We start from the raw sequence: 23,924 nt of genomic DNA on the forward strand, positions 1-23,924 counted from the left end.
CAACGAGCCCACTGTGCAAGCAGTGGGCTTTGTTTTACGAGGTTTATGGGCCAGACACCCGCGATCCGGGCGCTGGTTCACCTGAAAATCTTAAAACCGTCACCAGCGGTTCGCTGGCAAACGCTCCGTGCAAATGTGACAACAGAACACAGCACAGGGCCGGAACATGACTCCACCAGTGAAATGCGTATCGGGTTTTTAGGAGCGCTGTAATGCCTGAGATCTATCACTTTTTCCAACAGCTGGTTAATGGCCTGACCATTGGCAGCACCTATGCCTTGATAGCCATTGGCTACACAATGGTTTACGGCATCATTGGAATGATTAACTTCGCCCATGGCGAGGTGTACATGATCGGTTCCTACGTGGCTTTCATTGCCCTTGCCGGGCTGGCCATGCTGGGTATCCACTCACTGCCGTTGTTGATGACCGCCGCCTTCCTGGCGTCGATCGTCGTGACCAGTGCCTATGGCTACAGTATCGAACGCGTTGCCTATCGCCCCTTGCGCAGCAGCAACCGTCTGATTCCACTGATTTCCGCCATCGGCATGTCGATTTTCCTGCAGAACACTGTACTGCTGTCCCAGGACTCCAAGGACAAATCCATCCCCAACCTGATCCCTGGGAGTTTCTCCTTCGGCCCGGGCGGTGCTGAAGAAGTCCTGATTTCCTACATGCAGATCCTGGTCTTTGTCGTGACCCTGATCGCCATGCTCGGCCTGACCCTGTTCATCTCCCGTTCCCGCCTGGGGCGCGCCTGTCGCGCCTGTGCCGAGGACATCAAGATGGCCAACCTGCTGGGCATCAACACCAACAACATCATCGCCCTGACCTTCGTCATCGGTGCCGCGCTGGCGGCCGTCGCTGCCGTGCTGTTGAGCATGCAGTACGGCGTGATCAACCCCAACGCCGGTTTCCTGGTCGGCCTGAAGGCCTTTACCGCGGCGGTGCTGGGTGGCATCGGCAGTATTCCGGGGGCGATGCTCGGCGGGCTGGTGCTGGGGGTGGCCGAAGCATTCGGCGCCGATATCTTCGGTGACCAGTACAAGGACGTGGTTGCGTTCGGTCTCCTGGTCCTGGTTCTGTTGTTCCGGCCGACCGGCATCCTGGGCCGCCCGGAGGTTGAGAAAGTATGAGCAAATATCTTAAACAGGCGCTGTTCAGCGCCCTGCTGGTCTGGGCCGTGGCCTTTCCGGTGCTCGGCCTCAAGCTGAGCATCGTCGGCGTCAACCTGGAAGTGCACGGCACCGGTCCGCTGACCCTGAGCGTGATTGCGCTGTGCTCGGTGCTGATGTTCCTGCGGGTGCTGTTCAGCCAGCAGGTCGGTGCCGCGCTGCGTTCCAACCGTGGCCCGCTGGTTTCGCCCAAGGTCAGCCAGTTCCTGACCCTGCCACGCACCCAGCGCCGGATCATCATCGGCCTGATCGTGGTGGCGTTGGTCTGGCCGTTCTTCGGCTCCCGTGGGGCGGTGGATATCGCCACCCTGATCCTGATCTACGTGTTACTGGGCCTGGGCCTGAACATCGTGGTCGGCCTGGCCGGCCTGCTCGATCTGGGTTATGTGGGATTCTACGCAGTGGGCGCTTACAGCTACGCGCTGCTGTCCCACTACTTCGGCCTGAGCTTCTGGATCTGCCTGCCGATCGCCGGGATGATGGCGGCCACGTTCGGCTTCCTGCTGGGTTTCCCGGTGCTGCGTCTGCGGGGCGACTACCTGGCCATCGTGACCCTGGGCTTCGGTGAAATCATCCGTTTGTTCCTGCGTAACCTCACCGGCCTCACCGGTGGCCCCAACGGCATCAGCAACATCCCCAAGCCGACCTTCTTCGGGCTGAGCTTCGAACGATCCGCGGCCGAGGGCATGCAGACCTTCCACGAGTTCTTCGGGCTGACCTACAACCCGGTGAGCAAAGTGGTGTTCCTCTACCTGGTCGCGCTGTTGCTGGCCCTGGCCGCGTTGTTCGTCATCAACCGCCTGCTGCGCATGCCCATCGGCCGTGCGTGGGAAGCGCTGCGCGAAGACGAAATCGCCTGCCGTGCCCTGGGTCTCAACCCGACCGTGATCAAGCTGTCGGCCTTCACCCTCGGTGCCGCATTCGCCGGTTTCGCCGGTAGCTTCTTCGCCGCCCGCCAGGGTCTGGTGACGCCGGAATCCTTCACCTTCATCGAGTCGGCGATCATCCTCGCCATCGTGGTGCTGGGCGGGATGGGCTCGCAGTTGGGTGTGATCCTGGCCGCCATCGTGATGATCCTGCTACCCGAAATGATGCGTGAATTCAGTGAATACCGCATGTTGATGTTCGGCGCCTTGATGGTGCTGATGATGATCTGGCGTCCTCAAGGTCTGCTGCCTATGCAACGCCCCCACATGGAGCTGCGCAAATGAGCCGCGAGATCCTCAAGGTTGAAAACCTAAGCATGCGCTTCGGCGGCCTGCTGGCGGTCAATGGCGTGGCCCTGACCGTGAAAGAGAAACAGGTGGTTGCCTTGATCGGGCCAAACGGCGCGGGCAAGACCACGGTGTTCAACTGCCTGACCGGTTTCTACCAGCCAACCGGCGGCAGCATCCTGCTGGACGGAGATCCGATCCAAGGCCTGCCGGGGCACAAGATTGCCCTCAAGGGCGTGGTGCGTACGTTCCAGAACGTGCGGTTGTTCAAGGACATGACGGCCATCGAGAACCTCTTGATTGCCCAACATCGCCACCTGAACACCAACTTCTTCGCCGGCCTGTTCAAGACCCCGTCGTTCCGCAAGAGCGAACGCGAAGCGATGGAGTACGCCGAGTACTGGCTGGAAAAGGTCAACCTCAAGGAGTTCGCCAACCGTACCGCTGGCACCCTGGCCTATGGTCAGCAGCGGCGCCTGGAAATCGCCCGTTGCATGATGACCCGTCCGCGGATCCTCATGCTCGACGAACCGGCCGCCGGCCTGAACCCGAGGGAAACCGAAGACCTGAAAGCCCTGATCGGCGTGCTCCGCGAGGAACACAACGTCACGGTGCTGCTGATCGAACACGACATGAAACTGGTCATGAGCATTTCCGACCACATCGTGGTGATCAACCAGGGCACTCCCCTGGCCAACGGCACGCCGGAACAGATCCGGGACAATCCTGAAGTGATCAAAGCCTACCTGGGGGAAGCGTAAATGCTGCAGTTCGAAAACGTTTCCACCTTCTACGGCAAGATCCAGGCCCTGCACAGCGTCAACGTGGAGGTCCGCCAGGGCGAAATCGTGACGCTGATCGGCGCCAACGGTGCCGGCAAATCCACCCTGCTGATGACCCTCTGCGGTTCGCCCCAGGCCCACAGCGGCAGCATCCGCTATATGGGTGAGGAACTGGTGGGCCAGGACTCGTCGCGGATCATGCGCAAGAGCATCGCAGTCGTGCCGGAAGGTCGTCGGGTATTTGCCCGGCTGACTGTGGAAGAGAACCTCGCCATGGGCGGATTCTTCACCGACAAGGGCGATTATCAGGAACAGATGGACAAGGTCCTGCACCTTTTCCCACGCCTGAAAGAACGCTTCAGCCAGCGCGGCGGCACCATGTCTGGCGGCGAACAACAGATGCTCGCCATCGGCCGCGCGCTGATGAGCAAGCCCAAGTTGCTGCTGCTCGACGAGCCTTCCCTGGGCCTGGCACCGATCATCATCCAGCAGATCTTCGACATCATCGAACAGCTGCGCAAGGATGGCGTGACGGTGTTCCTGGTTGAGCAGAACGCCAACCAGGCCCTGAAAATCGCCGACCGGGCGTATGTGTTGGAAAACGGTCGAGTGGTGATGCAGGGCACTGGTGAAGCACTGCTGACCGATCCGAAAGTGCGCGAAGCGTACCTGGGCGGTTAAGGAGTTGCGGTAAACAAGAACGGCCTTCGGGCCGTTTTTTTTTTGCACCAGCTAGATGTGAACACCTTTGTGGCAAGGGGATTCATCCCCGCTGGGCTGCGAAGCAGCCCCCATCACAGCAGCCTCAATCTGCCTGACTCACCGAGTTGCCTGGTTTGGGGCTGCTTTGCAGCCCAGCGGGGATAAATCCCCTCGCCACAAAAGATGGAGATGCTTCTTTTAATCCCTTTCAGTACACACATTTCGCGGTGATCAAAAATAATTCGAAACTCGCTGTAACACTTCCCCACCTCCCCTCTCTAGTTCAGCAGACCGGCGCTGAAGCCGGTTCATTTCCCTAGAAGAACTGGAGAACCATCATGTCCGCTACCACCCGTACCCTGTCCGCCTCCGCCCTGGTCCTGGCCCTCGGCTCCGCGTTGAGCATCGCCGCCGTATCGACCGTCCACGCCGCTGACGACAACATGGAAAAATGCTTTGGCGTGGCCATGAAAGGGCAAAACAACTGCGCCGCCGGCGCCGGCACCACCTGTGCCGGTACCGCCAAGATGGACTATCAGAGCAACGCCTGGAAGCTCGTCCCGAAAGGCACTTGCACGACCACCATGAGCAAGACCTCGCCTACCGGTTTCGGTCAGCTCGAAGCCTACAAAGCCAAGTCCTGATCCACCGTCTGCCTGAGTGTCGACCATGACCACGTCTTACGAACCTGCTTTCATCGGCACTCAGGCAGCCAGCGTCGAGCTCCCGCGCCGTGCCGGGCTGGGGCTCAAGACCGGACACTTCCAGCAAGTGCTCGGTTCGAGGCCAGACATCGGCTTCTTTGAAGTCCACGCCGAAAACTACATGGTGGACGGTGGTCCGTTCCACCATTTCCTGGGATTGATCCGCGAGCAGTATCCGCTGTCGTTGCATGGCGTCGGCCTGTCCATCGGTACCGAGGGCAAGCTGGATGCGGCACACCTGCAGCGCCTCGCCGAACTGATCGAGCGCTATCAACCCCAAGCCTTTTCCGAACACCTGGCCTGGTCGAGCCATGGCCCGGTGTTCCTCAACGACCTGCTGCCCCTGGCTTACGACGCGCCGACGCTGAACCGCGTCTGCGCCCATATCGGACAAGTGCAGGACACTCTCAAACGCCCGATGCTGCTGGAGAACCCCGCCACCTACCTGGCGTTCCAACGCTCGACCCTCGACGAGACTGACTTCATCAGCGAAGTCATTCGCCGTACGGGCTGCGGGCTGCTGCTGGACGTCAACAACCTCTACGTTTCCTGCATCAATCATCAACGCGATCCACTGGCCTATCTCGATGCCCTGCCGCTGCAGGCGGTGGGCGAGATTCATCTGGCCGGGTTTGCCGAAGACTCCGACAGCCTGGGCGACCGTTTGCTGATCGATGATCATGGTGCCCCCATCGACCTGGCGGTCTGGGCGCTGTACCGACAGGCCCTGGAGCGCGTCGGTCCGGTGGCTACCCTGATCGAGCGTGACAACCAGGTGCCGGCTTTCGATGTCCTGTTGGCCGAAGCCCATCAGGCCGACGCGCTGTTGCTGTCCGCGGGGAGGTCAGCATGAGCAGCCAAGCCGCGTTCACCACCGCCCTGCTCGACATCCGGCAACCGTGCCCGGAAGGCTTGTGTTGCGCCAATGGTGCAGACCCGGCGAGCCGCTTCGCCGTGTATCGCAACAACGTCCAGGGCTCACTGATCAATGCATTGGCGGACGCCTATCCGGTGGTCCGTCAGTTGGTAGGGGATGAGTTTTTCCGAGCCATGGCCGCCGTTCATGTGCAGACCTCAGCGCCCCGCAGCCCGTTGATGAATCGTTATGGCGCGGATCTGGCCGACTTTATCGAGGACTTCGAACCGGCATTTTCCCTGCCATACCTGGCGGATGTCGCCCGTTTGGAAAGGTTGCGCACCGTCGCCTATCACGCCGCTGACGAACACCCTCTGGGCCATGAGCAGATCGCCGCAGCACTGGCCGACCCACCGTCCCTGGACGGGCTGTGCGTCGCCTTGCATCCGTCCGTGCACCTGCTCGATTCAGCGTTCGCAGTCGTCGCGATCTGGGCCGCCCATCAGACGGACATGACGCTCGCCGAGATCGACCCGAACCAGGGGCAATGCGCATTGGTCCTGCGCAACGGCCTCGAGGTTGAAGTGTTTGCCCTCGACCGTGGCGCCTTCACCTTTATCCGCAACGTGCACAACGGCCAGCCGCTCGGGCAGGCGCTGGCCTGTGCCCCCACGTTCGACATTGCACAAACCCTGGCACTGCTGATCAGTCACGGCGCCATTACCCGCTTGCATCACGACAAGGTATCGCCATGAACAGCCCCGTCACTCGCGCCATTACCCTGCTGGAGAAAATCCCCCACAGCCTGATCGCGTTCATTGCGCGGTTTTCCATCGCGGCGGTGTTCTGGAAATCCGGACAGACCAAGGTCGAGGGCCTGGCCATCGACCTGATCGATGGCACCTTCCAGATCGGATGGCCGCACCTGGCCGACTCAACCATCCCGTTATTCAAGAGCGAATACGCCATCCCGCTGCTGTCACCGGAAATCGCCGCGCACCTCGCCGCGTTCGCCGAGCATTTCTTTCCGGTGCTGATCCTGCTGGGGTTTGCCACACGGTTTTCGGCGCTGGCGCTGCTGGGCATGACCCTGACCATTCAGCTATTCGTCTATCCCGACGCCTACCCGACCCACGGCACCTGGGCAGCGCTATTGCTTTACCTGATGGCCCGCGGCCCCGGCATATTGTCCATCGACCACCGGATTGCCGTGTGGGAGCGAGCCCGCTCGCGATAGCGGTGGGTCCGTCAACAACTGTGCTGAGGCTGAGGCTGAGATTGCTATCGCGAGCAGGCTCGCTCCCACAAGGGCTGGGGTGATGCCTCGCTATTGCTGGAGTCGGTCAAGCGCCTCACCACTGCGCTTGAACCAGTCAATCAGATAATCGGCCAGCACCTGGGTGCGCTTGGGCAGGCCGCCCTGATAGGGGTGCACCAGGTACATCGGCATACGACGGGTCTGAAAATCCCGTAGGAGCCAGCACAGGCGTCCATCCGCCAATTCTTCATTCAACAGGTAGGACGGTAGCCGAGCGATTCCGGCACCCGCCAAGGCGGCTTTTTTCAGCAAGCTGTAGTGATTGCTGGCGAACGGACCCGACACCCGGACCCGCATCAGCTCGTGTTGCTGGTGGTACAGCCACTCTTCCCGACCACTGTAGTGGCTGTTGAGCAGGCAGCGATGTTCAGCCAGGTCCTGGGGGGTTTGTGGTTCGCCATACTGATCGAGATAAGCCGGGCTGGCGCAGGTCATCTCGTGCCACGCCAGCAACGGCCGGGCGATCAATCGCTCATCGATGGCGGCGTCGGAGCGGATCGCCAGGTCGAAACCGTCCCGGGTCAGGTCGCGATAACCGTTGCTGAGCTCCAGTTCGATCTGCACGTTGGGGTACGTGTGGGCGAACTCCAGCAGCAGCCCTTCAAAAAAGGTTTCGCCCAACGATACCGGAACCGTCATACGCACCGGCCCGGAAATATCATCCTTCAAGCGGGCGAGAGCCTGACGCGCCCTTTCCACCTGAACCAGCAGTGCTTGGGCCTGGGGCAACAGGGCCGCTCCGGCCGCGGTAAGGCTCAGGCGTCGTGTGGTGCGCTGCAGCAACACCACCGAGAAGCGGCTTTCCAGCAGGCTGATGCGCTTGGACAACTGGCCCTTGCTGCACCCCAATTGCTGGGCCGCCAGGGTAAAACTGCCGGCCTCGATCAACACGGCGAACGCCGCCAGGTCGTCCATCTCGCTCACTGGATTGTTTCCAATAGAAAACCAAAGGTTGCCTATTAGCACGCTTATCAATGAAAAAAACCACTCTAAACTGCAATCTCGGTTAACCCACTGAGGAACAGTCCATGAAAATCCTGTTGATCGGCGCCAACGGCACCATCGGTTCGGCCATTGCCAACGAACTGTCGCCACGCCACGAAATCATTCGAATCGGCCGCAACAGCGGTGAACTGCACGTCGACATCAGCGACAGCGCCTCGATCCGCGCCCTCTTCGAGAAGACCGGCCCCTTCGATGCGCTGATCTGCGCCGCCGGCAGCGTCACGTTCGCGCCGCTGGGCGATATGACCGAGGAAAGTTTCGCCCTCGGCTTGAAGGACAAGCTGATGGGCCAGGTCAATCTGCTGCTGATCGGCCGGGAATTCGCCAACGACGGCGCATCCTTCACCTTCACCACTGGTGTGTTGAGCCACGACCCGATCAAGAGCGGCGCTTCGGCGGCGCTGGTCAACGGCGCCTTGGACAGCTTCGTGCGGGCGGCGGCCATTGAGTTGCCACGGGGGCTGCGAGTCAACTCGGTGAGCCCGAACGTGCTGCTGGAGTCCATGGACAAATACGCCCCTTACTTCCGCGGCTACAAACCGGTACCGGCCGCCGATGTGGCGTTAGCCTACGCCAAGAGTGTCGAAGGACTACAAACTGGCCAGACCTTTCACGTGGGTTGAATAGCACTTTGCCTACGCTCCCGCTTGTGATGCGGGAGCAGTCTGAGTAACGTGGCGGCACCTGTCTGGAGACCCGATGATGCGTGCCGCCCGTTCCCTGTTGTGTGTTGCCCTCCTTCCCCTGTTCGCCGGCTGCCAACTGCTCGACGCTCCGCGCGAGAGCGCGTCCCACGCCGGCCAGACACGCATGCAAGGCGAACTCACGGCGGCCGACGGCAAGCTGGTGTTCCAGCCGTGCCAGGAACAACGCCGCTACATCGTCAACGACAGCGGCGGCACCAGCGTGCTGCAACAAGCTGCCGCCCTGGCCGATGAGCGCGGCAAGCTGTTCGCTGACGTGCGCGGCCATATCGTCTCCAGCGCCGCGGCGGGGGCCGACAGCCAATTGGACCTGGAGCAGTTGTATCGCCTGGAACGTTCGGGCACGGCCTGCGACGATGTCGACTTCAAGCGGCTGGTCCTGCACGCCGCCGGCCACGGTCCGGAGTGGAGCCTCAAGGCCAGCGGCAAAGGCCTCGTGCTCGAACGTGACGGCCAGCCTGCGCTGGCGGTGCCTTACGTTGAAGAGCAACTGGGGGACGGCCGTTTCGACCTGAGTACCGAAGCGAATGGCCAGAAAGTCGAACTGTGGGTCGCGCCACAGCGTTGCGTCGACAGCACCAGCGGCAGCGTCCAGCACATGAGTGCCGAGTTGCGGGTCAATGGCGTGGTTCAGCGCGGCTGCGCCTACTTTGGCGGTGCGCGTAACGACTGATTCACCGTGACAGGGGATTGCAGCATATAATCGCCGGTTTGAAGAACGCCCTGGCGCAGTTGTGCGTCCCGCGAACCGGATCCCGTCATGTTACGAATCACCGAACTCAAGCTGCCGATCGACCATCCCGAAGAAGACCTGCGCGCTGCCATCCTGCAGCGCCTGGGCATCGCCAGCGATGACCTGCTCGACTTCACCTTGTTCAAGCGCAGCTACGACGCGCGGAAAAAGTCTTCCGAACTGTGCTTCATCTACACCCTCGACCTGACGGTACGCGATGAAGCCGGCCTGCTGCGCAAGTTCGCCGACGACCGTAACGTCAACGAAGCGCCGGATGTCAGCTACAAGATGGTTGGCCAGGCACCGGCAGACCTGGGCGAGCGGCCGATCGTGGTCGGTTTCGGCCCGTGCGGCATCTTTGCCGCCCTGCTGTTGGCGCAGATGGGTTTCAAGCCGATCATCCTCGAACGCGGCCCGGAAGTGCGCCAGCGCACCAAGGACACCTGGGGCCTGTGGCGCAAAAGTGTGCTTAACCCCGAATCCAACGTGCAATTCGGCGAAGGCGGTGCGGGCACGTTTTCCGATGGCAAGCTCTACAGCCAGATCAAGGATCCGAAGTTCCTCGGTCGCAAGGTGCTGCATGAGTTCGTCAACGCCGGGGCGCCGGAAGAAATCCTCTATGTCAGCAAGCCGCACATCGGAACGTTCCGCCTGACAGGCGTGGTGGAAACCATGCGCGAGCAGATTCGCGCCCTCGGTGGCGAAGTGCGCTTCCAACAGCGGGTCACGGACGTATTGATCGAGGACGGCCAACTGGTCGGTGTCGAACTGGCCAGCGGTGAACGCATTCATTCCAGGCACGTGATCCTGGCCCTGGGCCACAGCGCCCGGGACACCTTCCGCATGCTTCACAGCCGGGGTGTGTACATGGAAGCCAAGCCATTCTCGGTGGGTTTCCGTATCGAACACCCGCAATCGCTGATCGACAGCGCGCGCCTGGGCAAATATGCCGGTCACCCGAAACTCGGCGCCGCCGACTACAAACTGGTGCACCACGCCAAGAACGGCCGTTCGGTGTACAGCTTCTGCATGTGCCCGGGCGGCACCGTGGTGGCGGCGACGTCCGAGCCGAACCGCGTCGTGACCAACGGCATGAGCCAGTATTCGCGCAACGAACGCAACGCCAACTCCGGCATCGTCGTAGGGATCACCCCGGAAGTCGATTACCCGGGCGGCCCACTGGCGGGGATCGAGCTGCAGGAACGCCTGGAATCCCACGCTTTCGTGCTCGGCGGCAGCAACTACGAAGCCCCGGCCCAACTGGTGGGCGATTTCATCGCCGGCAAACCGTCCACGGCACTGGGCAGCGTCGAACCTTCCTACAAGCCCGGGGTTTCGCTGGGTGACCTGGCCCTTGCCCTGCCAGACTTCGCCATCGAAGCCATCCGCGAAGCCCTGCCGGCCTTCGAGAAACAGATTCGCGGCTACTCGCTGCACGACGCCGTGTTGACCGGGATCGAAACCCGTACCTCGTCACCGCTGCGCATCACCCGCAACGAGTCGCTGCAGAGCCTGAACGTGAAGGGCTTGTTCCCGGCCGGTGAAGGCGCCGGTTACGCGGGCGGGATTCTATCGGCGGGCGTGGACGGGATCCGCATTGCCGAAGCGGTGGCGCGGGATATCCTCGGCCTGGAAGGCTGATCTCCTTTCAAGTGCGCACCGCCATCCCCTATGGGAACGAGCATCTGTAAGAGCAAGCCTCTGTGGGAGCAAGGCTCTGTAGGAGCAAGCCTCTGTGGGAGCAAGGCTCTGTGGGAGCAAGGCTCTGTGGGAGCAAGGCTCTGTGGGAGCAAGGCTTGCCCGCGACAATAGCGCCTCGGTAGCAAGATAAACCGAAGCGTATGCATCGCGGGCAAGCCTTGCTCCCACAGGGCTCACTCCCGCAGGGATTTCCAGTGTCCGGAAGGTCTCAGATATTGACCCGCAGCACCGTCTCCGGCAACGCCTCGCCGCGCTCCGCACTCGCCGCCACGGCGTTCATCAGCCCATCCAACTCATACCCCTGGGCCTTGAGCCACACCGGGTCGTAATACGTCGTGGCATAACGCTCTCCGCCGTCACACAGGATCGCCACGATCGACCCTGTCTCACCGGCCTCCACCATCCGCTTCGCCGCGACCAGCGCACCGATCAGGTTGGTGCCGCTGGATCCGCCGACCCGTCGTCCCAATCGCTGGGCCAGATAATGCATGGCAGCCAGCGACAAGGCGTCCGGGACCTTGACCATCGCGTCAATGACTTTTGGCAGGAACGACGCCTCGACCCGTGGCCGGCCGATCCCTTCGATCCGCGAGCCACACTCCAGGCGCAGGCTGGCATCGCCGCTGCGGTAGTAGTCGAAAAATACCGAACGCTCGGCGTCGGCGCACAGTACGCGGGTACAGTGCTGCCGATAGCGTACATAGCGACCCAGGGTAGCGGTGGTCCCCCCGGTCCCCGGACTGGAAATCAGCCAGCTCGGCTCCGGATGCTGCTCGAAACGCATCTGGTGGAAGATCGACTCGGCAATGTTGTTATTGGCCCGCCAGTCCGTGGCGCGCTCGGCGTAGGTGAACTGGTCGATGAAGTGCCCGTCATGCTCACGGGCAAGCCGCTCGGACTCGGCGTAGATCTGCGTAGGATCGTCCACCAGATGGCTCTGGCCACCATAGAAAGCGATCTGCGCGATTTTTTCCCGGGAAGTCGTCGCCGGCATGACCGCAATGAACGGCAGGCCCAGCAATCTGGCGAAATAGGCTTCGGAAATGGCCGTCGAGCCACTGGAAGCCTCGATTACCGGGGCGCCGGGCTTGAGCCAGCCATTACACAGCGCATAGAGAAACAGCGAACGAGCCAGGCGATGCTTGAGACTGCCGGTGGGATGGCTGGATTCATCCTTGAAGTACAACTCGATGCCCGGAAAACCCGGCAGCGGCAGCGGTATCAGATGCGTATCGGCACTGCGCTGGAAATCAGCCTCAATGATGCGAATCGCTTCGCGTGCCCACTGACGGTGGTCGTTCATGTGTGTTCTCGCAGGAATAGGCGGGGAAAGCCTGGCGCTCAGGACTGGATATGGGAAAAACCAGTCACAAGCTTAGGAAAAAACCGACATCACGCACAGGTACAGCTAAGGTCCAATATGCCCTGCAACTGCCCGACCACCTCGCCGGTCTTGTAACGACATATAACAAAAAAGAATATAACTTTTGTTTTAACAACTAACAGTACGGGTTAGGGTGTAGCCACTTTTGATTGACCCATGGAGAGCGATCGTGCCTCTACGTAATTCCCTGACACGTTTTTTCCAGCTGGAGGCTGCCAGTGGCCTGCTGTTGATTGCCGCTGCGGTGCTGGCCCTGATCATCAACAATTCGCCCCTTTCCTGGTTGTACGGCGGCCTGCTGGATACCCCCGTGGCGGTCCAGGTCGGCGCATTGAAAATCGCCAAGCCGCTACTGTTGTGGATCAACGATGGCCTGATGGCGATGTTCTTCCTGCTCATTGGCCTGGAAGTCAAACGTGAAGTGCTCGACGGACAATTGTCCAAGCCTTCGCAAATCGTCCTGCCGGGAGCAGCGGCGATTGGCGGCATGGTGGTGCCCGCGCTGATCTACTGGTATCTCAACCGTGACAATCCGGCGGCCCTTTCGGGCTGGGCCATCCCCACGGCCACCGACATCGCCTTCGCCCTCGGGGTGCTGGCCTTGCTGGGCAAACGGGTGCCGGTTTCACTCAAGCTGTTCCTGATGACCCTGGCGATCATCGACGACCTGGGCGCCATTATCATCATCGCCATTTTCTACTCCGGTGCCCTGTCGACCTTGTCGCTGATGCTGGCGGCCGGTTGCATCGCCGCACTGGTGGCGATGAACCGGATGGGCGTGGTCAGGCTCGGCCCCTACATGATCGTCGGCCTGATTCTCTGGGTCTGCGTGCTCAAGAGCGGGGTTCATGCCACCCTGGCCGGGGTCACGCTGGCGTTCTGCATTCCGTTGCGCACGAAAAACGCCGAAACCTCGCCGCTGTTGACCCTGGAACATGCCCTGCATCCATGGGTGGCCTACGGCATCCTGCCGCTGTTCGCCTTCGCCAATGCCGGCCTGTCCCTGAGCGGTGTCACCGTCGAAAGCTTCACCCACCACGTGCCGATGGGCATCGCGATCGGCCTGTTGCTGGGCAAGACCGTCGGCGTGTTCGGCCTGACCTGGCTGGCCGTGAAAATCGGCATCGCCAATATGCCCCTGGGCGCCAATTGGGGTCAGATACTGGGGGTGGCGATCCTGTGCGGGATCGGTTTCACCATGAGCCTGTTCGTCGGCTCCCTGGCCTTCGAGCCCGGCGTCAGCGAGTATGCCGGCATGGACCGGATGGGCATCCTCACGGGGTCAATCCTCGCGGCACTGCTGGGCTACGCAGTGGCAGCGGCGGCCAGCCGCAAGCCTTCCGCACTGTCCTCCTGATACGCCCGCGCAAGAAGGGATCGCTGTATCGCGATCCCTTCTTGTTGAAGCAAACGCTATCCCTCTGTGGGAGCGAGGCTGCTCGCGATAGCGTCGGCACATCCAGCATCTATTCAAACTGTCCCACCGCTATCGCGAGCAGGCTCGCTCCCACAGGGGAACGCGTACGCTCAAAAAAAACGGCGCTTCTCCCAGTGGAAGAAGCGCCGCTTTCTTGAGCACATTGAAACCAGAGAAACGCTTACCCAATCAGCTTAGTGCGATACGCGACTCGTCCCACCCACAGTGGAAATACGAACCCGCTCACCCACACGGAACACTTCGTTTTCCTGAACCTGTTGCACGTAGGCGCGCATGCTGCCGTCGTCTTCGCGAACGGTGATTTCCACGCCCTGGGTGCGGGTCAGGCCTTCTTCGGTGGCGGAACCGATCAGACCACCCGCCACGGCACCGATAACGGCAGCGACGATACTGCCGCGACCACCACCGACGGCGCTACCGCCCACGCCACCCACCACCGCACCGGCGGCACCGCCAATCGGGGTCTTGGTGCCTTCGATCTTGACCGGACGCAGGGATTCGATGGTCCCCATGCGAATGGTCTGCACGCGACGCGCTTCGTCACGGGAGTAAGAGTCACCGGTCAGGCTCGACTGACAGCCAGTGAGCAACATCGCCATCGTGGAAAAAGAAGCAACCAGCAAAACAGACTTACGCATAGCATCAACTCCAAAAGACAGGGAACTATTAAACTCCGCAGCTTGACGCCTGTCACGGCCTGGCCGGGATAAAATTGTTTTCATTCAGGTGGGATACAGGCGCACCCGAAAAATTCATCCAACAGTAGCGCCAATTTCCGAAACCTGCGTCATCGGCTCAAGGATTTTGCATGGATTATTTCATCATCGTCGCAACCACCATCGCCGGTCTGTACTTTCACGGGTGGTTGTACGTGCGGATCAAACGCTGGATGGACCGCGATCTGGCACTGTCGTTGGCGGGGCAGGACGAGCGGAAGAAAACCTACATGCTGCAACAACTGGCCCGCTCCCGAGAACAAGGGATCAAGCGCCGGGACCTGCCGCAATGGCTTCAAGCCGCTGCGACAGGTTATGCCGATGCTAAGGCGCCAGACGCTCGCGAGTCCAGTCCGCCCCTTGCAGACGATAATTGAGGCGATCATGAAGACGACTCGGGCGACCTTGCCAGAACTCGATGCGCTCGGGCAGTAAGCGATAACCACCCCAATGCTCCGGACAGTGGGGCTGGCTATCGCTGAAGCGTTGTTCGGTGGCCTTGAGCAAGTCTTCCAGCTCACCACGACCGGCAATCACACGGCTCTGGGGAGAGGCCCAGGCACCGAGACGACTGCCCAGGGGCCGAACCTGGTAATAGGCGTCCGATTCTTGCGCCGTGACCTTCACCACCTTGCCCTCGATACGCACCTGACGCTCCAGGGTCGGCCAGAAAAACGTCATGGCCGCGAACGGATTCGCGACCAGTTGCTGGCCCTTGGCGCTGTCGTAATTGGTGAAGAACGTAAAGCCCTGGGCATCCAACCCCTTGAGCAACAGGATCCGGCAGTGAGGACGGCCATCGGCATCTACCGTGGCCAGGGTCATGGCGTTTGCCTCCACCGGGGCCTGCTCGGTTTTCACCGCTTCGGCGAACCATTGGTGGAACAGCGCGAATGGCTCGGCCGGGGCTTGCGCCTCGGTCAGGCCATCGCGGGTGTAGTCGCGGCGCATATCAGCCAGCGTTTGGGTCATGGCGCACTCCTTGTGGTTCGCCCATCACTGCTTGGGGGTATCGGCTGCCGCGACCTTCTTCGCATCGGTGGCGGCCTTGGCCGGTTCAGGCTTCTTCGCCGGGATGGCCTTCTTGGCCGGGGCTTTTTTGGCTGGGGCCTTGACGGCGGCTTTCTTGGCCGGTGCCTTTTTAGTGGCCGTGGCCGCGGCTTTCTGGGTCGTAGGCGCTGGGACAGCAGGCTTCACATCCTGGGCGGCCACCAGCGTAACCGGTGCCGGGGCCGGCAAGTTGTATTTACCGACCAGTGCCATCAAGGTGTTTTGCGGCGTCACCAGCAACTCCACGCGACGGTTCAAGGCGCGACCTTCGACGCTGTCGTTGGCCGCACGCGGCTCTACAGAGCCCATGCCTCGCATCATCAGGCGATCACGTTGCAGCCCACTGAGACGAAAAATCGCCGCCACGGACTGGGCACGCTCCTGGCTGAGTTTCAGGTTCGTTGGCGCAGCGCCCGAGGTGTCGCCGTGACCAAGAATCAGCACGGCGGATTTCGGATCGGCTTCCAGGACCTTCGCCACGCGAGTAAACGGCCCAAGGGTCACCGGCAGCAGCATGGCCGGACGATCCGGGTTGAAGGAACTGTCCACGGGGGCCGTGACCACCAGGACGTTGTCGCGACGCTCCAGCTGGAACTTGCTGCCCTCGATGGCGGTGCGCAGCTTTGGCTCGTAATCGTCGAGCCAGGCCTGGGTGACTTTCGGATCGGGCAACGGTGCCGCCTTGGCGGCTTCCTGCTCCTTGCCGCCGAACGGCCACCACCACTTTCCACCGCTTGGCGTTTCGGCCTTGGCAACAGGCGTCGGGGCCTTCGCTACAGGCTTGGCCTCAGCCTTGACCTGGTCTTTTGCCACAGCGTCGTTGGCTGCATCATCGGAGGAGAACGGCCACCACCAGTGGCTGGCGCTCTCGGCCTTGGCCTGCGGCGCGACGGCAGCAGGCTTCAGGGGAGCCGCTGGCACCGCCTCTTTGACCGCTGCCTGGTCGGAAGAACCGAACGGCCACCAGCCACTGCCGCCCTTGGCATCATTTTGTGGGGTTTGCGCGCAACCGGTGATTGCGAAGCACAGCGCCAGGGCAAGGGATTTATTCGATAACATTGGATATCCACAAAATGATGTAAATGAAAAATACAGGCCCCTGCGCGGGACGCATAAATAAACAGACGCTTTGAAACCGAAAAGAACACCAGGTTCCGATGGCGCCCCTCCCAAGAACGTTTTACAGACAAGTGGCAAGCACCCGCGCCAGATTCTGCGCACGCGGATCCATCAATACGTAAGGCCCCAGCGTGTTTGTCACGAAGCCAAACGCCACGTCATGCTCCGGATCGGCAAACCCGATGGAGCCACCGGCCCCCGGATGACCGAATGCCCGCGGGCCCAGGCCGTAGGTGGCGTTCGGCACATCCGGCTGGTCCAACATGCAGCCCAGGCCGAACCGGGTCTGGGTCAGCAACGTCTTGTCCTCGCCAATGCTGTGCTGACGGGTCAGCTCATCGAGCATTTCACCTTCCAGCAGACTGCCATCCAGCAGACCGGCGTAGAACCCGGCGATGCTGCGGGCATTACCGTGGCCGTTGGCAGCCGGTTGCTGCATGCGCCGCCACTCGGGCTTGTTGGTGCTGGTCAGGACCGAAGGAGGATTGGTGAAGGCTCGGGTGGTCATGGCGGTGGGTTCGCGCATCGTCACCTGGAGCAGGCGTTGTGCTGCCGCATCGCCGACGTTGCCTTTGCCGCGGGCGATATGAGCCACGCGGTGGAACTCCTGGTCCGCGAGACCGACGTGGAAATCCAGGCCCAACGGTTTGGCCACCCGTGCCACGATGGATTCTCCTGGGCCTCGACCGTCCGCCCTGCGCAACAGCTCGCCGACCAGCCAGCCGTAGGTGATCGCGGCATAACCATGGCCATCGCCCGGTGTCCACCAAGGGGTTTCGGCAGCCAGGGCATTGACCATCGTGTTCCAGTCATACAAGGCTTCAGGCGCCAGCAACTCACGCAACGCCGGTAATCCGGCCTGATGGCAGAGCAATTGGCGCAGAGTTATGGACTGCTTGCCCGCCGCCGCAAATTCGGGCCAGTACCGGGCGACCGGGGCGTCCAGTTGCAACTTGCCCTCGGCCACCAGTTGCAGGGCAGCGACGGCAGTGAAGGTCTTGGTGCAGGAAAACAGATTGGCGATGGTATCGCTGTGCCAGGCTTCATGACCGTCCTTGTCAGCCGTACCGGCCCACAGATCGATCACCGTCCGGCCGCCGACCTGGATGCACAGCGCCGCGCCGCGCTCCTGGGGATCATCGAACAGCGCGGCGAACGCTTCGCGTACCGCCTCGAACTGAAGCTCATAATGGCCTTGAATCTGCACCCGCAACTCCTTTGAAACAAAGACTTTCTCAAGTGGCCGCATTGTTTCAGCCATTGGTGGTTTTGGAAACCACCATGGGACGGCTGGCCAAGCCAACACTGACTTGTGGCAAGAAAGCTTGCTCCCGCGTCACAGGGACCGTGCCGTCGATATCAGGAAATTTCCCGCCGAAACGGCGGCAACGCATTGAGGATCGCCTTGCCGTAGCGTTGGGTCACCAGTCGACGATCGAGCAAAGTGATGGTGCCGCGGTCTTCTTCGGTACGCAGCAGACGGCCGCAGGCCTGGACCAGTTTCAGCGAGGCATCCGGCACGGAGATCTCCATGAATGGATTGCCGCCGCGGGCTTCGATCCATTCGGCCAATGCCGCTTCCACTGGGTCGTCCGGGACCGAGAACGGGATCTTGGCGATCACCACGTGCTCGCAATAGGCACCGGGCAGGTCCACCCCTTCGGCAAAGCTCGCCAGGCCGAACAGCACGCTGGAGTCCCCGCCATCGACCCGCGCCTTGTGCTTGTTCAGGGTCTCCTGCTTCGACAGGTTGCCCTGGATGAACACCTGCTTGCGCCAGTCACGGTCGAGGCCGTCGAACACGTCCTGCATCTGTTTGCGCGAGGAAAACAGCACCAGGGTGCCCCGCGAGCCCTCCACCAGTTCCGGCAGGTCACGGACGATCGCAGCGGTGTGCGCGGCGGCGTCCCGTGGATCGGCCTTCAGATCCGGCACCCGCAACACACCGGCGTCGGCGTGATGGAACGGACTCGGGACCACGGCGGTCACGGCGGTTTTCGGCAGGCCGGCACGCATGCGAAAACGATCGAAGGTGCCCAGCGCGGTCAGGGTGGCGGACGTCACCAAAGCCCCGTAGGCCACGTTCCACAGATTGCGACGCAGCATGTCCGCCGCCAGGATCGGGCTGGCATTGACCTCGATATCGAACAGCGAACCGCTTTCGGCCAGGGTCAACCAGCGCGCCATCGGCGGGTTGTCCTCCGGGTCTTCAGTGGTGAAGGCCGTCCACAGCTCCCAGTTGCCCTGGGAGCGGGACAACAGGCTGCCGAACAGCGGGTACCATTCCTCGGCCTGGTTGCTGGCGATACCGATATTGACCTCGCCATCCATCCCTTCCTTGAGCAGGTCGGTCAGGCGCGTGAACAGATCGGTCAGGCGGGCGAAGCCCTTCTTCAGCTCGATGCCCATTTCACGCATGTGTTCGGGGATGATGCCGCCGACGAAACGATGGCGTGGCCGCTCGCGACCCTCGACATCCTCACCCGGCTTGAAGTCGGCCACCTGCTCGCAGGCGGTGAACATGAACTGCTGGTTCGTCTTGATCTCCCGCGCCAGCTCCGGCACTTGCTCGATGAACTTGCCCAGGTCGCCCGGCAGTGGATGCTGGGCCAACAGCTTGGTGAGATTCTTGGCGGTGGTTTCCAGCCAGTCGGCGGTGGAACGCAACCGCGTGTAATGGGCGAAGTGGCCGATGGCCTTGTCCGGCAGGTGGTGGCCTTCGTCGAATACGTAGATCGTATCGCGCGGGTCCGGCAGCACCGCGCCACCGCCCAGGGCCAGGTCGGCCAATACCATGTCGTGGTTGGTGACGATGACGTCGACCTTGCCCATGCCCTCGCGGGCCTTGTAGAAGGCGCACTGGCCGAAGTTCGGGCAATGACGGTTGGTGCACTGGCTATGGTCGGTGGTCAGACGCGCCCAGTCGGCATCTTCCAGGGTGGTGGGCCAGCTGTCGCGGTCGCCGTCCCACTTATTGCCGGCCAGTTTCTCGATCATGCTGGTAAACAGCTTCTGGCTGGCCTCATCGACTTCGATCTTGAAGCCTTCTTCCTCGAACAACTGGGCCGTGGCCGTCTGTGCCTGGCCTTCCTGCAGCAACATGTCGAGCTTGGACAGGCACATGTAGCGCCCCCGCCCCTTGGCCAGTGCAAAGCTGAAGTTCAACCCGCTGTTGCGCATCAGGTCGGGCAGGTCCTTGAAGACGATCTGCTCCTGCAGGGCGATGGTGGCCGTGGCGATGACCAGGCGCTTGCCGGCGGCCTTGGCCGTCGGGATCGCCGCCAGGCTGTAGGCAACGGTCTTGCCGGTACCGGTACCGGCCTCCACCGCCACGACGGCGGGATCGCCGCCACGCCGGCCTTCGTCATCGGTGGCGATGTCCCCCAGGACTTTCGTCACTTCGGCGATCATCAGGCGCTGGCCATAACGCGGCTTGAGGCTCTTGGCTTCGAGAAAACGCGAATAAGCGCCCTGGATCGTGGTTTTGAGTTCGGTGCTGATCATGAATGTCGGGCGCTAAAAACGCTGGATAAATTTTCAGTGGTTCGGATCGGCGGCTATCATACCCCGCTAATGAATCCTGCGCAGAACGGAGTAACTCAATGACACCCTTTGCTTTCATTTACACCCTGCATTTGCTGGCGGCCCTGGTCTGGGTCGGCGGTATGTTCTTCGCCTGGATGATCCTGCGCCCCGCCGCAATGGCGGCGCTTGAGGGCCCTGCCCGGCTGAAACTGTGGGTAGAAGTGTTTCAACGTTTTTTCATCTGGGTCTGGGTGGCGGTGGTGCTTTTGCCGATCAGCGGCGTCGGCCTGATCCATGTGCGCTTCGCCGGTTTCGAAACGGCACCGCGTTACGTACAGGTCATGATGGGGCTGTATGTGGTGATGACGGCGCTGTTCATCCGTATCCAGAGCTTGCAGTTGCCGGCATTGCGTAGCGCCGTGACGGCGCAGGACTGGCCGACCGCTGCGTCGACCCTGGGGAGAATCCGCAAGCTGGTGGGAATCAATCTGCTGATCGGATTGCTGGTGGTGGCGATTGCCGCGGCCCGGCCGATGTTCTGAAGACTGCGTCCAGCCCCTCTGGGAGCGAGCCTGCTCGCGATAGCGTCCGGTCAGTTAGCCCTGATGTGACTGATGGATTGCTATCGCGAGCAGGCTCGCTCCCACAGGGTTTATTTCCTGGACTTAGAATCGTTGCACGGTCACTGTGCCCGCCGCTCCGGCAGGCCCAGGCTGGCCAGCGGCTCCGGGGTGGCCACTTTTACCGCCGTCGGCGGTGTAGACGAAACAGCCCTTGGGCTTGCCGCCGACGCCGGGCTTGCCACCGGGACCCGCCGCGCCACCGGCTCCGCCATCGACCACGACCTTGATCTGCTCGGCGGGGTAATCACGGGGCAGTTCGAGACGCACCAGCGCACCGGCCGCCCCCGGCTGGCCATCGCTGCCATTGCTGCCATCGGCACCACGCCCGGCCGAACCCCAGGTGCAACCCGGGGCCTGCCCGTTGGCGCCGTCGAGGCCCACATAACCTGGCGCACCCGTGCCGCCACGGGCATCCACCGACAGCACCGGCGCATTCAACGCATTGAAACGCAGGTTGAGATCGCGTCCCGGCCGCGCAGCTTTCGTATAGGTGCCCGGCGCGCCGCGGGAAGTGATCTGGCTGCCATCCGCCAGTTCAGCCTGGGTAACGCTCATTGCCAGCGGCTGCTGCGAAGGCACGATGGCGATCCGCGCCTCGCGCCCCAGGTGCAATTGGCCGATGGACAATTGAGTGACGTTCGACGGCACCAGCAACGTGGCGTAATCGGCCACGTCCAGCCGCTCCAGGGTCAGGGTACTGGCGGTATTGGGCAGACGCATCAACGAGTGGGTTTCTACCTGGAGTACTTGAGCACAAGCCCATGGGCACACAAGGGCAGCGAGCAGACACAATTTACGCATGGGAGGCCTCTGCGGCGATCGGAAGGGTTTGCAGATGGAAGATGCCGAACAGCAGCACTCTGAGGCGTTCACGACCGGGAGAAGGCAAGCCACGAAAACTGGCCCTGAACAGCAGCAGCTCAAGCAAATGGACCGCCAGTAACAGCGCCCCGGCGAGGTTGACCAGCACATGCAGCGGATGGACGAACGGCACGACCAGGTTGACCAGCACCACCAGCCAGAACAACAGGGTCAACAAGCGCCCCAGCCCCCAAAACACCTTCATACGCCCCCCGGTGAACATTATTCTTTGCACGCACAGTAACGGCTTGCGCGCTGGTTAAGCCAGAGGGCGGAGCAAATTTAATCTATGTGACAAGAGCCCAGGTATGGGCTGCAAAGCTTGCCGTGGCGAGCATACTTCCCCGCCACGGCAAGCCCTCCATCACTGGAGGTTCAGCGGTTTATCTTGATTTCAGTGCGACGGTTCATGGCGCGTCCATCGGCAGTTTTATTGTCGGCTACCGGCTGACTCTCACCGGCACCGGCCACCGAGACGAAACTGGCGCGAGGCACGCCGCTTTCGACCAGGTATTGCACCACGGAATTGGCCCGTTTCTCCGACAGTCGCTGGTTGTAGGCATTGCTACCAACGCTGTCGGTGTGACCGGTCACCCGAAGCTGTGCAGTAGACGACTCCTGTTTCAGACGGGTCGCAACGCCACTCAGCACCTCTTTGTCGGCCGCCGTCAACGTGGACTTGTTGAATTCGAAATGCACATCGCGAACCACGATGGTTTCCTCTTTGACGACAACCGGCTCCTCGGCCATCGGCGCCGGGGCGGGCGGCGGGCAACCGTCTGCGTCGACTTGCACGCCTTTCGGGGTGCCCGGGCACTTGTCACGGCTGTCGGGCACACCATCGCCGTCTTCATCACCGTCTCCGTGCACCCAGCAATAGGCTGCGGCCATGCTGCCGGCGAACAGCGCACCGTAGCCGGCCCAGGAGGTGCTTTCAGTGGCGCCCAATCCCGCACCAACCACGCCGCCGACGGCCGCACAGGTCGGCCAGTCGGTTTTTTGCAAACCTGCGCAACCAGTCAACACACCGGTTAGCAGAACCAGGGGTAACGCTGTCCGAACTATGCTCATCAGGTTTCTCCTTGAGGGATCGGCTTTGCACCGATTCTGGGGAGTAAAGACCCGAGTTCGGATCTGCGCCAGCACCGCGCTATCGCGGATTTTGCCCAGTGTTTGCGGCCGTTCGGCACGTTTTAATGCAAACCGCTCTAGGCCACGTTGTCCAGGCAGGCTATCGTGGCGGTTCTGATCGAGGAATCTCAATGACCGTTGCCATTTCATCGCGCACGCCCCAGCAAGCACTGGCCGCCGTGCTTGACCGTTACGCCCCGCGAAAACTGCTGTTGATCGGTGCCAGCAGCTTTCCCGCACTCGAGGCGTTCCAGCAGGCACATCCCGACACCGAAGTGGTCCAGGTCGCTCCCGGCCCGCTGCCGGTGGAGGTGGCCGGACAGCGCTTCGACCTGGCCCTGGCACTCGATTGCCTGGAACATGTGCCCAAGCGCGACGGTCTGAACCTGCTGGGCGGTATCCGTAATCTCAACGCCAGCCGTATCGCCGTGTTGGCTGATCTCAACGCCTGTGGCTGGCAAGAAACGGACTTCTTTTCCCTGGCCCTGCAAGCCAGCGAGCGGTTCCAGCGCGAAGAACAGGTGCTGACCCTGTTCACCTACGATCTGCTTGAATACAAACAAGTCCCCGATTGGCTCAATTCACGTTTTTGGGCCAACCCCGAAAACTTCGGAAAATACTGGTGGTAGCTGTGAACACAAGCCTGCACGCAACCATTTGTCCCTGCGGCAGTGGCAACCCGTTGAACGCCTGCTGCGGCCATTACCACGACGGGCACCCGGCTCCTTGCGCCGAAGCCCTGATGCGCTCGCGCTACAGCGCCTATGTGCTGGGGCTGGTGGATTACCTGGTGGACACCACCTTGCCCGCCCAGCAGGCGGGTCTCGATCGCCTGTCCATCACTGAGTGGAGCAGCAAAAGCACCTGGCTGGGGCTCGAGGTGGAAAGCAGCGAGGTGTTCGGTGGGCAGCCGGAGCATGCCTTTGTCACCTTCACCGCGCGTTGGCACGATGGCCAGGGAGAACACAGCCACCGCGAACAGTCGTCGTTCGTACAGAACGGTGGGCGCTGGTACTTCATCGACCCGACCGTGCCGGTCAAGACCGGACGCAACGACAGTTGCCCGTGCGGCAGCGGGCACAAATTCAAGAAATGTTGTGCAGGCTACTTCGCTCGCTGATTTCGGAAACGTCCGACGCTTGCCCCTTTATCAACGGGCTAGAATGGAATCAGAGGCGCGGAC

The 23,924-nt window shown here is 61.7% G+C and carries 26 protein-coding genes; 16 read left to right on the forward strand and 10 right to left on the reverse strand.

What is annotated here, in order from left to right:
* Nucleotides 1-212 precede the first annotated feature (212 nt).
* The 8 genes from livH to ACODTO_RS21240 all read left to right on the forward strand — a co-directional run bounded on the left by livH (nucleotide 213) and on the right by ACODTO_RS21240 (nucleotide 6,670).
* Nucleotides 213-1,136 carry a high-affinity branched-chain amino acid ABC transporter permease LivH gene (gene livH / locus ACODTO_RS21205; RefSeq protein ID WP_041023133.1) on the forward strand — a complete coding sequence of 308 codons (924 nt, stop codon included), beginning with the start codon at nucleotides 213-215 and terminating at the stop codon, nucleotides 1,134-1,136.
* Nucleotides 1,133-2,386 (forward strand): high-affinity branched-chain amino acid ABC transporter permease LivM, encoded by a 1,254-nt coding sequence (locus ACODTO_RS21210; protein ID WP_139647536.1) that lies wholly within the window; start codon nucleotides 1,133-1,135, stop codon nucleotides 2,384-2,386. The genes livH and ACODTO_RS21210 overlap by 4 nt, the downstream gene beginning before the upstream one ends.
* Nucleotides 2,383-3,150, forward strand: coding sequence for a high-affinity branched-chain amino acid ABC transporter ATP-binding protein LivG (gene livG, locus ACODTO_RS21215; RefSeq protein ID WP_175386014.1), 768 nt, complete (start codon nucleotides 2,383-2,385; stop codon nucleotides 3,148-3,150). The genes ACODTO_RS21210 and livG overlap by 4 nt, the downstream gene beginning before the upstream one ends.
* Entirely contained in the window at nucleotides 3,151-3,852 is a 702-nt protein-coding gene (locus ACODTO_RS21220) for an ABC transporter ATP-binding protein (RefSeq protein WP_041023136.1), read from the forward strand.
* Between the two features lie 359 nt (nucleotides 3,853-4,211).
* Nucleotides 4,212-4,517 (forward strand): BufA1 family periplasmic bufferin-type metallophore, encoded by a 306-nt coding sequence (locus tag ACODTO_RS21225; RefSeq protein WP_139647534.1) that lies wholly within the window; start codon nucleotides 4,212-4,214, stop codon nucleotides 4,515-4,517.
* A gap of 25 nt (nucleotides 4,518-4,542) precedes the next feature.
* A complete protein-coding gene (gene bufB, locus ACODTO_RS21230) occupies nucleotides 4,543-5,430 on the forward strand; it encodes an MNIO family bufferin maturase (RefSeq protein WP_139647532.1) in 888 nt (295 codons plus the stop codon).
* Complete coding sequence (locus tag ACODTO_RS21235; RefSeq protein WP_175386015.1) at nucleotides 5,427-6,188, forward strand: HvfC/BufC N-terminal domain-containing protein; 762 nt, start codon at nucleotides 5,427-5,429, stop codon at nucleotides 6,186-6,188. Before bufB ends, ACODTO_RS21235 begins: the two co-directional genes overlap by 4 nt.
* Nucleotides 6,185-6,670, forward strand: coding sequence for a DoxX family protein (locus ACODTO_RS21240; RefSeq protein ID WP_175386016.1), 486 nt, complete (start codon nucleotides 6,185-6,187; stop codon nucleotides 6,668-6,670). The genes ACODTO_RS21235 and ACODTO_RS21240 overlap by 4 nt, the downstream gene beginning before the upstream one ends.
* Nucleotides 6,671-6,760: 90 nt before the next feature.
* Here the strand turns inward: ACODTO_RS21240 and ACODTO_RS21245 are convergent, their stop codons facing one another.
* The gene (locus tag ACODTO_RS21245) at nucleotides 6,761-7,675 is read right to left on the reverse strand and encodes a LysR family transcriptional regulator (RefSeq protein WP_175386017.1); all 915 of its coding nucleotides are present in this window, start codon (nucleotides 7,673-7,675) and stop codon (nucleotides 6,761-6,763) included.
* Between the two features lie 104 nt (nucleotides 7,676-7,779).
* Between ACODTO_RS21245 and ACODTO_RS21250 the strand changes: the two genes are divergently transcribed.
* The 3 genes from ACODTO_RS21250 (at nucleotide 7,780) to ACODTO_RS21260 (ending at nucleotide 10,834) form a co-directional block, all read left to right on the forward strand.
* Nucleotides 7,780-8,379, forward strand: coding sequence for a short chain dehydrogenase (locus ACODTO_RS21250; protein WP_139647524.1), 600 nt, complete (start codon nucleotides 7,780-7,782; stop codon nucleotides 8,377-8,379).
* A gap of 79 nt (nucleotides 8,380-8,458) precedes the next feature.
* Nucleotides 8,459-9,133, forward strand: coding sequence for a COG3650 family protein (locus tag ACODTO_RS21255; protein ID WP_139647685.1), 675 nt, complete (start codon nucleotides 8,459-8,461; stop codon nucleotides 9,131-9,133).
* An 87-nt stretch (nucleotides 9,134-9,220) separates the two neighbouring features.
* Nucleotides 9,221-10,834, forward strand: a complete 1,614-nt coding sequence (locus tag ACODTO_RS21260; protein ID WP_175363969.1) for an NAD(P)/FAD-dependent oxidoreductase — start codon at nucleotides 9,221-9,223, stop codon at nucleotides 10,832-10,834.
* 268 nt (nucleotides 10,835-11,102) lie between these two features.
* Here the strand turns inward: ACODTO_RS21260 and ACODTO_RS21265 are convergent, their stop codons facing one another.
* The gene (locus ACODTO_RS21265) at nucleotides 11,103-12,197 is read right to left on the reverse strand and encodes a PLP-dependent cysteine synthase family protein (protein ID WP_139647520.1); all 1,095 of its coding nucleotides are present in this window, start codon (nucleotides 12,195-12,197) and stop codon (nucleotides 11,103-11,105) included.
* 250 nt (nucleotides 12,198-12,447) lie between these two features.
* On the opposite strand from ACODTO_RS21265, the gene nhaA reads away from it, so the two are divergent.
* Nucleotides 12,448-13,635, forward strand: a complete 1,188-nt coding sequence (gene nhaA / locus ACODTO_RS21270) for a Na+/H+ antiporter NhaA (RefSeq protein ID WP_489107007.1) — start codon at nucleotides 12,448-12,450, stop codon at nucleotides 13,633-13,635.
* A 254-nt stretch (nucleotides 13,636-13,889) separates the two neighbouring features.
* On the opposite strand, the gene ACODTO_RS21275 is transcribed toward nhaA, so the two are convergent.
* Nucleotides 13,890-14,354 carry an outer membrane lipoprotein gene (locus ACODTO_RS21275; protein ID WP_041021792.1) on the reverse strand — a complete coding sequence of 155 codons (465 nt, stop codon included), beginning with the start codon at nucleotides 14,352-14,354 and terminating at the stop codon, nucleotides 13,890-13,892.
* A gap of 170 nt (nucleotides 14,355-14,524) precedes the next feature.
* Here ACODTO_RS21275 and ACODTO_RS21280 point away from each other — a divergent pair, with 170 nt between their 5' ends.
* On the forward strand, nucleotides 14,525-14,809 hold the full coding sequence (locus tag ACODTO_RS21280) for a hypothetical protein (RefSeq protein ID WP_489107008.1): 285 nt from the start codon (nucleotides 14,525-14,527) through the stop codon (nucleotides 14,807-14,809).
* Here ACODTO_RS21280 and pdxH read toward each other — a convergent pair.
* The 4 genes from pdxH to dinG form a co-directional block, all read right to left on the reverse strand.
* The gene (gene pdxH, locus ACODTO_RS21285) at nucleotides 14,757-15,404 is read right to left on the reverse strand and encodes a pyridoxamine 5'-phosphate oxidase (RefSeq protein WP_139647514.1); all 648 of its coding nucleotides are present in this window, start codon (nucleotides 15,402-15,404) and stop codon (nucleotides 14,757-14,759) included. The genes ACODTO_RS21280 and pdxH overlap by 53 nt on opposite strands.
* Nucleotides 15,405-15,428: 24 nt before the next feature.
* Nucleotides 15,429-16,541: an OmpA family protein gene (locus ACODTO_RS21290; protein ID WP_139647512.1), complete on the reverse strand. Its 1,113-nt coding sequence runs from the start codon at nucleotides 16,539-16,541 to the stop codon at nucleotides 15,429-15,431.
* Nucleotides 16,542-16,662: 121 nt separating this feature from the next.
* Nucleotides 16,663-17,808: a serine hydrolase domain-containing protein gene (locus tag ACODTO_RS21295; protein WP_139647511.1), complete on the reverse strand. Its 1,146-nt coding sequence runs from the start codon at nucleotides 17,806-17,808 to the stop codon at nucleotides 16,663-16,665.
* Nucleotides 17,809-17,960: 152 nt separating this feature from the next.
* On the reverse strand, nucleotides 17,961-20,105 hold the full coding sequence (dinG, locus tag ACODTO_RS21300) for an ATP-dependent DNA helicase DinG (RefSeq protein ID WP_139647509.1): 2,145 nt from the start codon (nucleotides 20,103-20,105) through the stop codon (nucleotides 17,961-17,963).
* Between the two features lie 98 nt (nucleotides 20,106-20,203).
* Between dinG and ACODTO_RS21305 the strand changes: the two genes are divergently transcribed.
* Nucleotides 20,204-20,668 carry a CopD family protein gene (locus tag ACODTO_RS21305; protein WP_489107009.1) on the forward strand — a complete coding sequence of 155 codons (465 nt, stop codon included), beginning with the start codon at nucleotides 20,204-20,206 and terminating at the stop codon, nucleotides 20,666-20,668.
* Nucleotides 20,669-20,791: 123 nt separating this feature from the next.
* Here ACODTO_RS21305 and ACODTO_RS21310 read toward each other — a convergent pair whose 3' ends face one another.
* The 3 genes from ACODTO_RS21310 to ACODTO_RS21320 form a co-directional block, all read right to left on the reverse strand.
* Nucleotides 20,792-21,550 (reverse strand): collagen-like protein, encoded by a 759-nt coding sequence (locus ACODTO_RS21310; RefSeq protein ID WP_139647505.1) that lies wholly within the window; start codon nucleotides 21,548-21,550, stop codon nucleotides 20,792-20,794.
* Nucleotides 21,543-21,815, reverse strand: coding sequence for a DUF1145 domain-containing protein (locus tag ACODTO_RS21315; RefSeq protein WP_175364221.1), 273 nt, complete (start codon nucleotides 21,813-21,815; stop codon nucleotides 21,543-21,545). Before ACODTO_RS21315 ends, ACODTO_RS21310 begins: the two co-directional genes overlap by 8 nt.
* A 170-nt stretch (nucleotides 21,816-21,985) precedes the next feature.
* A complete protein-coding gene (locus ACODTO_RS21320; protein WP_047701917.1) occupies nucleotides 21,986-22,681 on the reverse strand; it encodes a PA1041 family peptidoglycan-binding anchor lipoprotein in 696 nt (231 codons plus the stop codon).
* 191 nt (nucleotides 22,682-22,872) lie between these two features.
* Between ACODTO_RS21320 and ACODTO_RS21325 the strand changes: the two genes are divergently transcribed.
* Entirely contained in the window at nucleotides 22,873-23,370 is a 498-nt protein-coding gene (locus tag ACODTO_RS21325) for a DUF6231 family protein (protein WP_175386019.1), read from the forward strand.
* 14 nt (nucleotides 23,371-23,384) lie between these two features.
* Nucleotides 23,385-23,861: a YchJ family protein gene (locus tag ACODTO_RS21330; protein WP_139647683.1), complete on the forward strand. Its 477-nt coding sequence runs from the start codon at nucleotides 23,385-23,387 to the stop codon at nucleotides 23,859-23,861.
* Nucleotides 23,862-23,924 lie beyond the last annotated feature (63 nt).

The sequence above is a fragment of the Pseudomonas sp. FG13 genome (assembly GCF_057809755.1).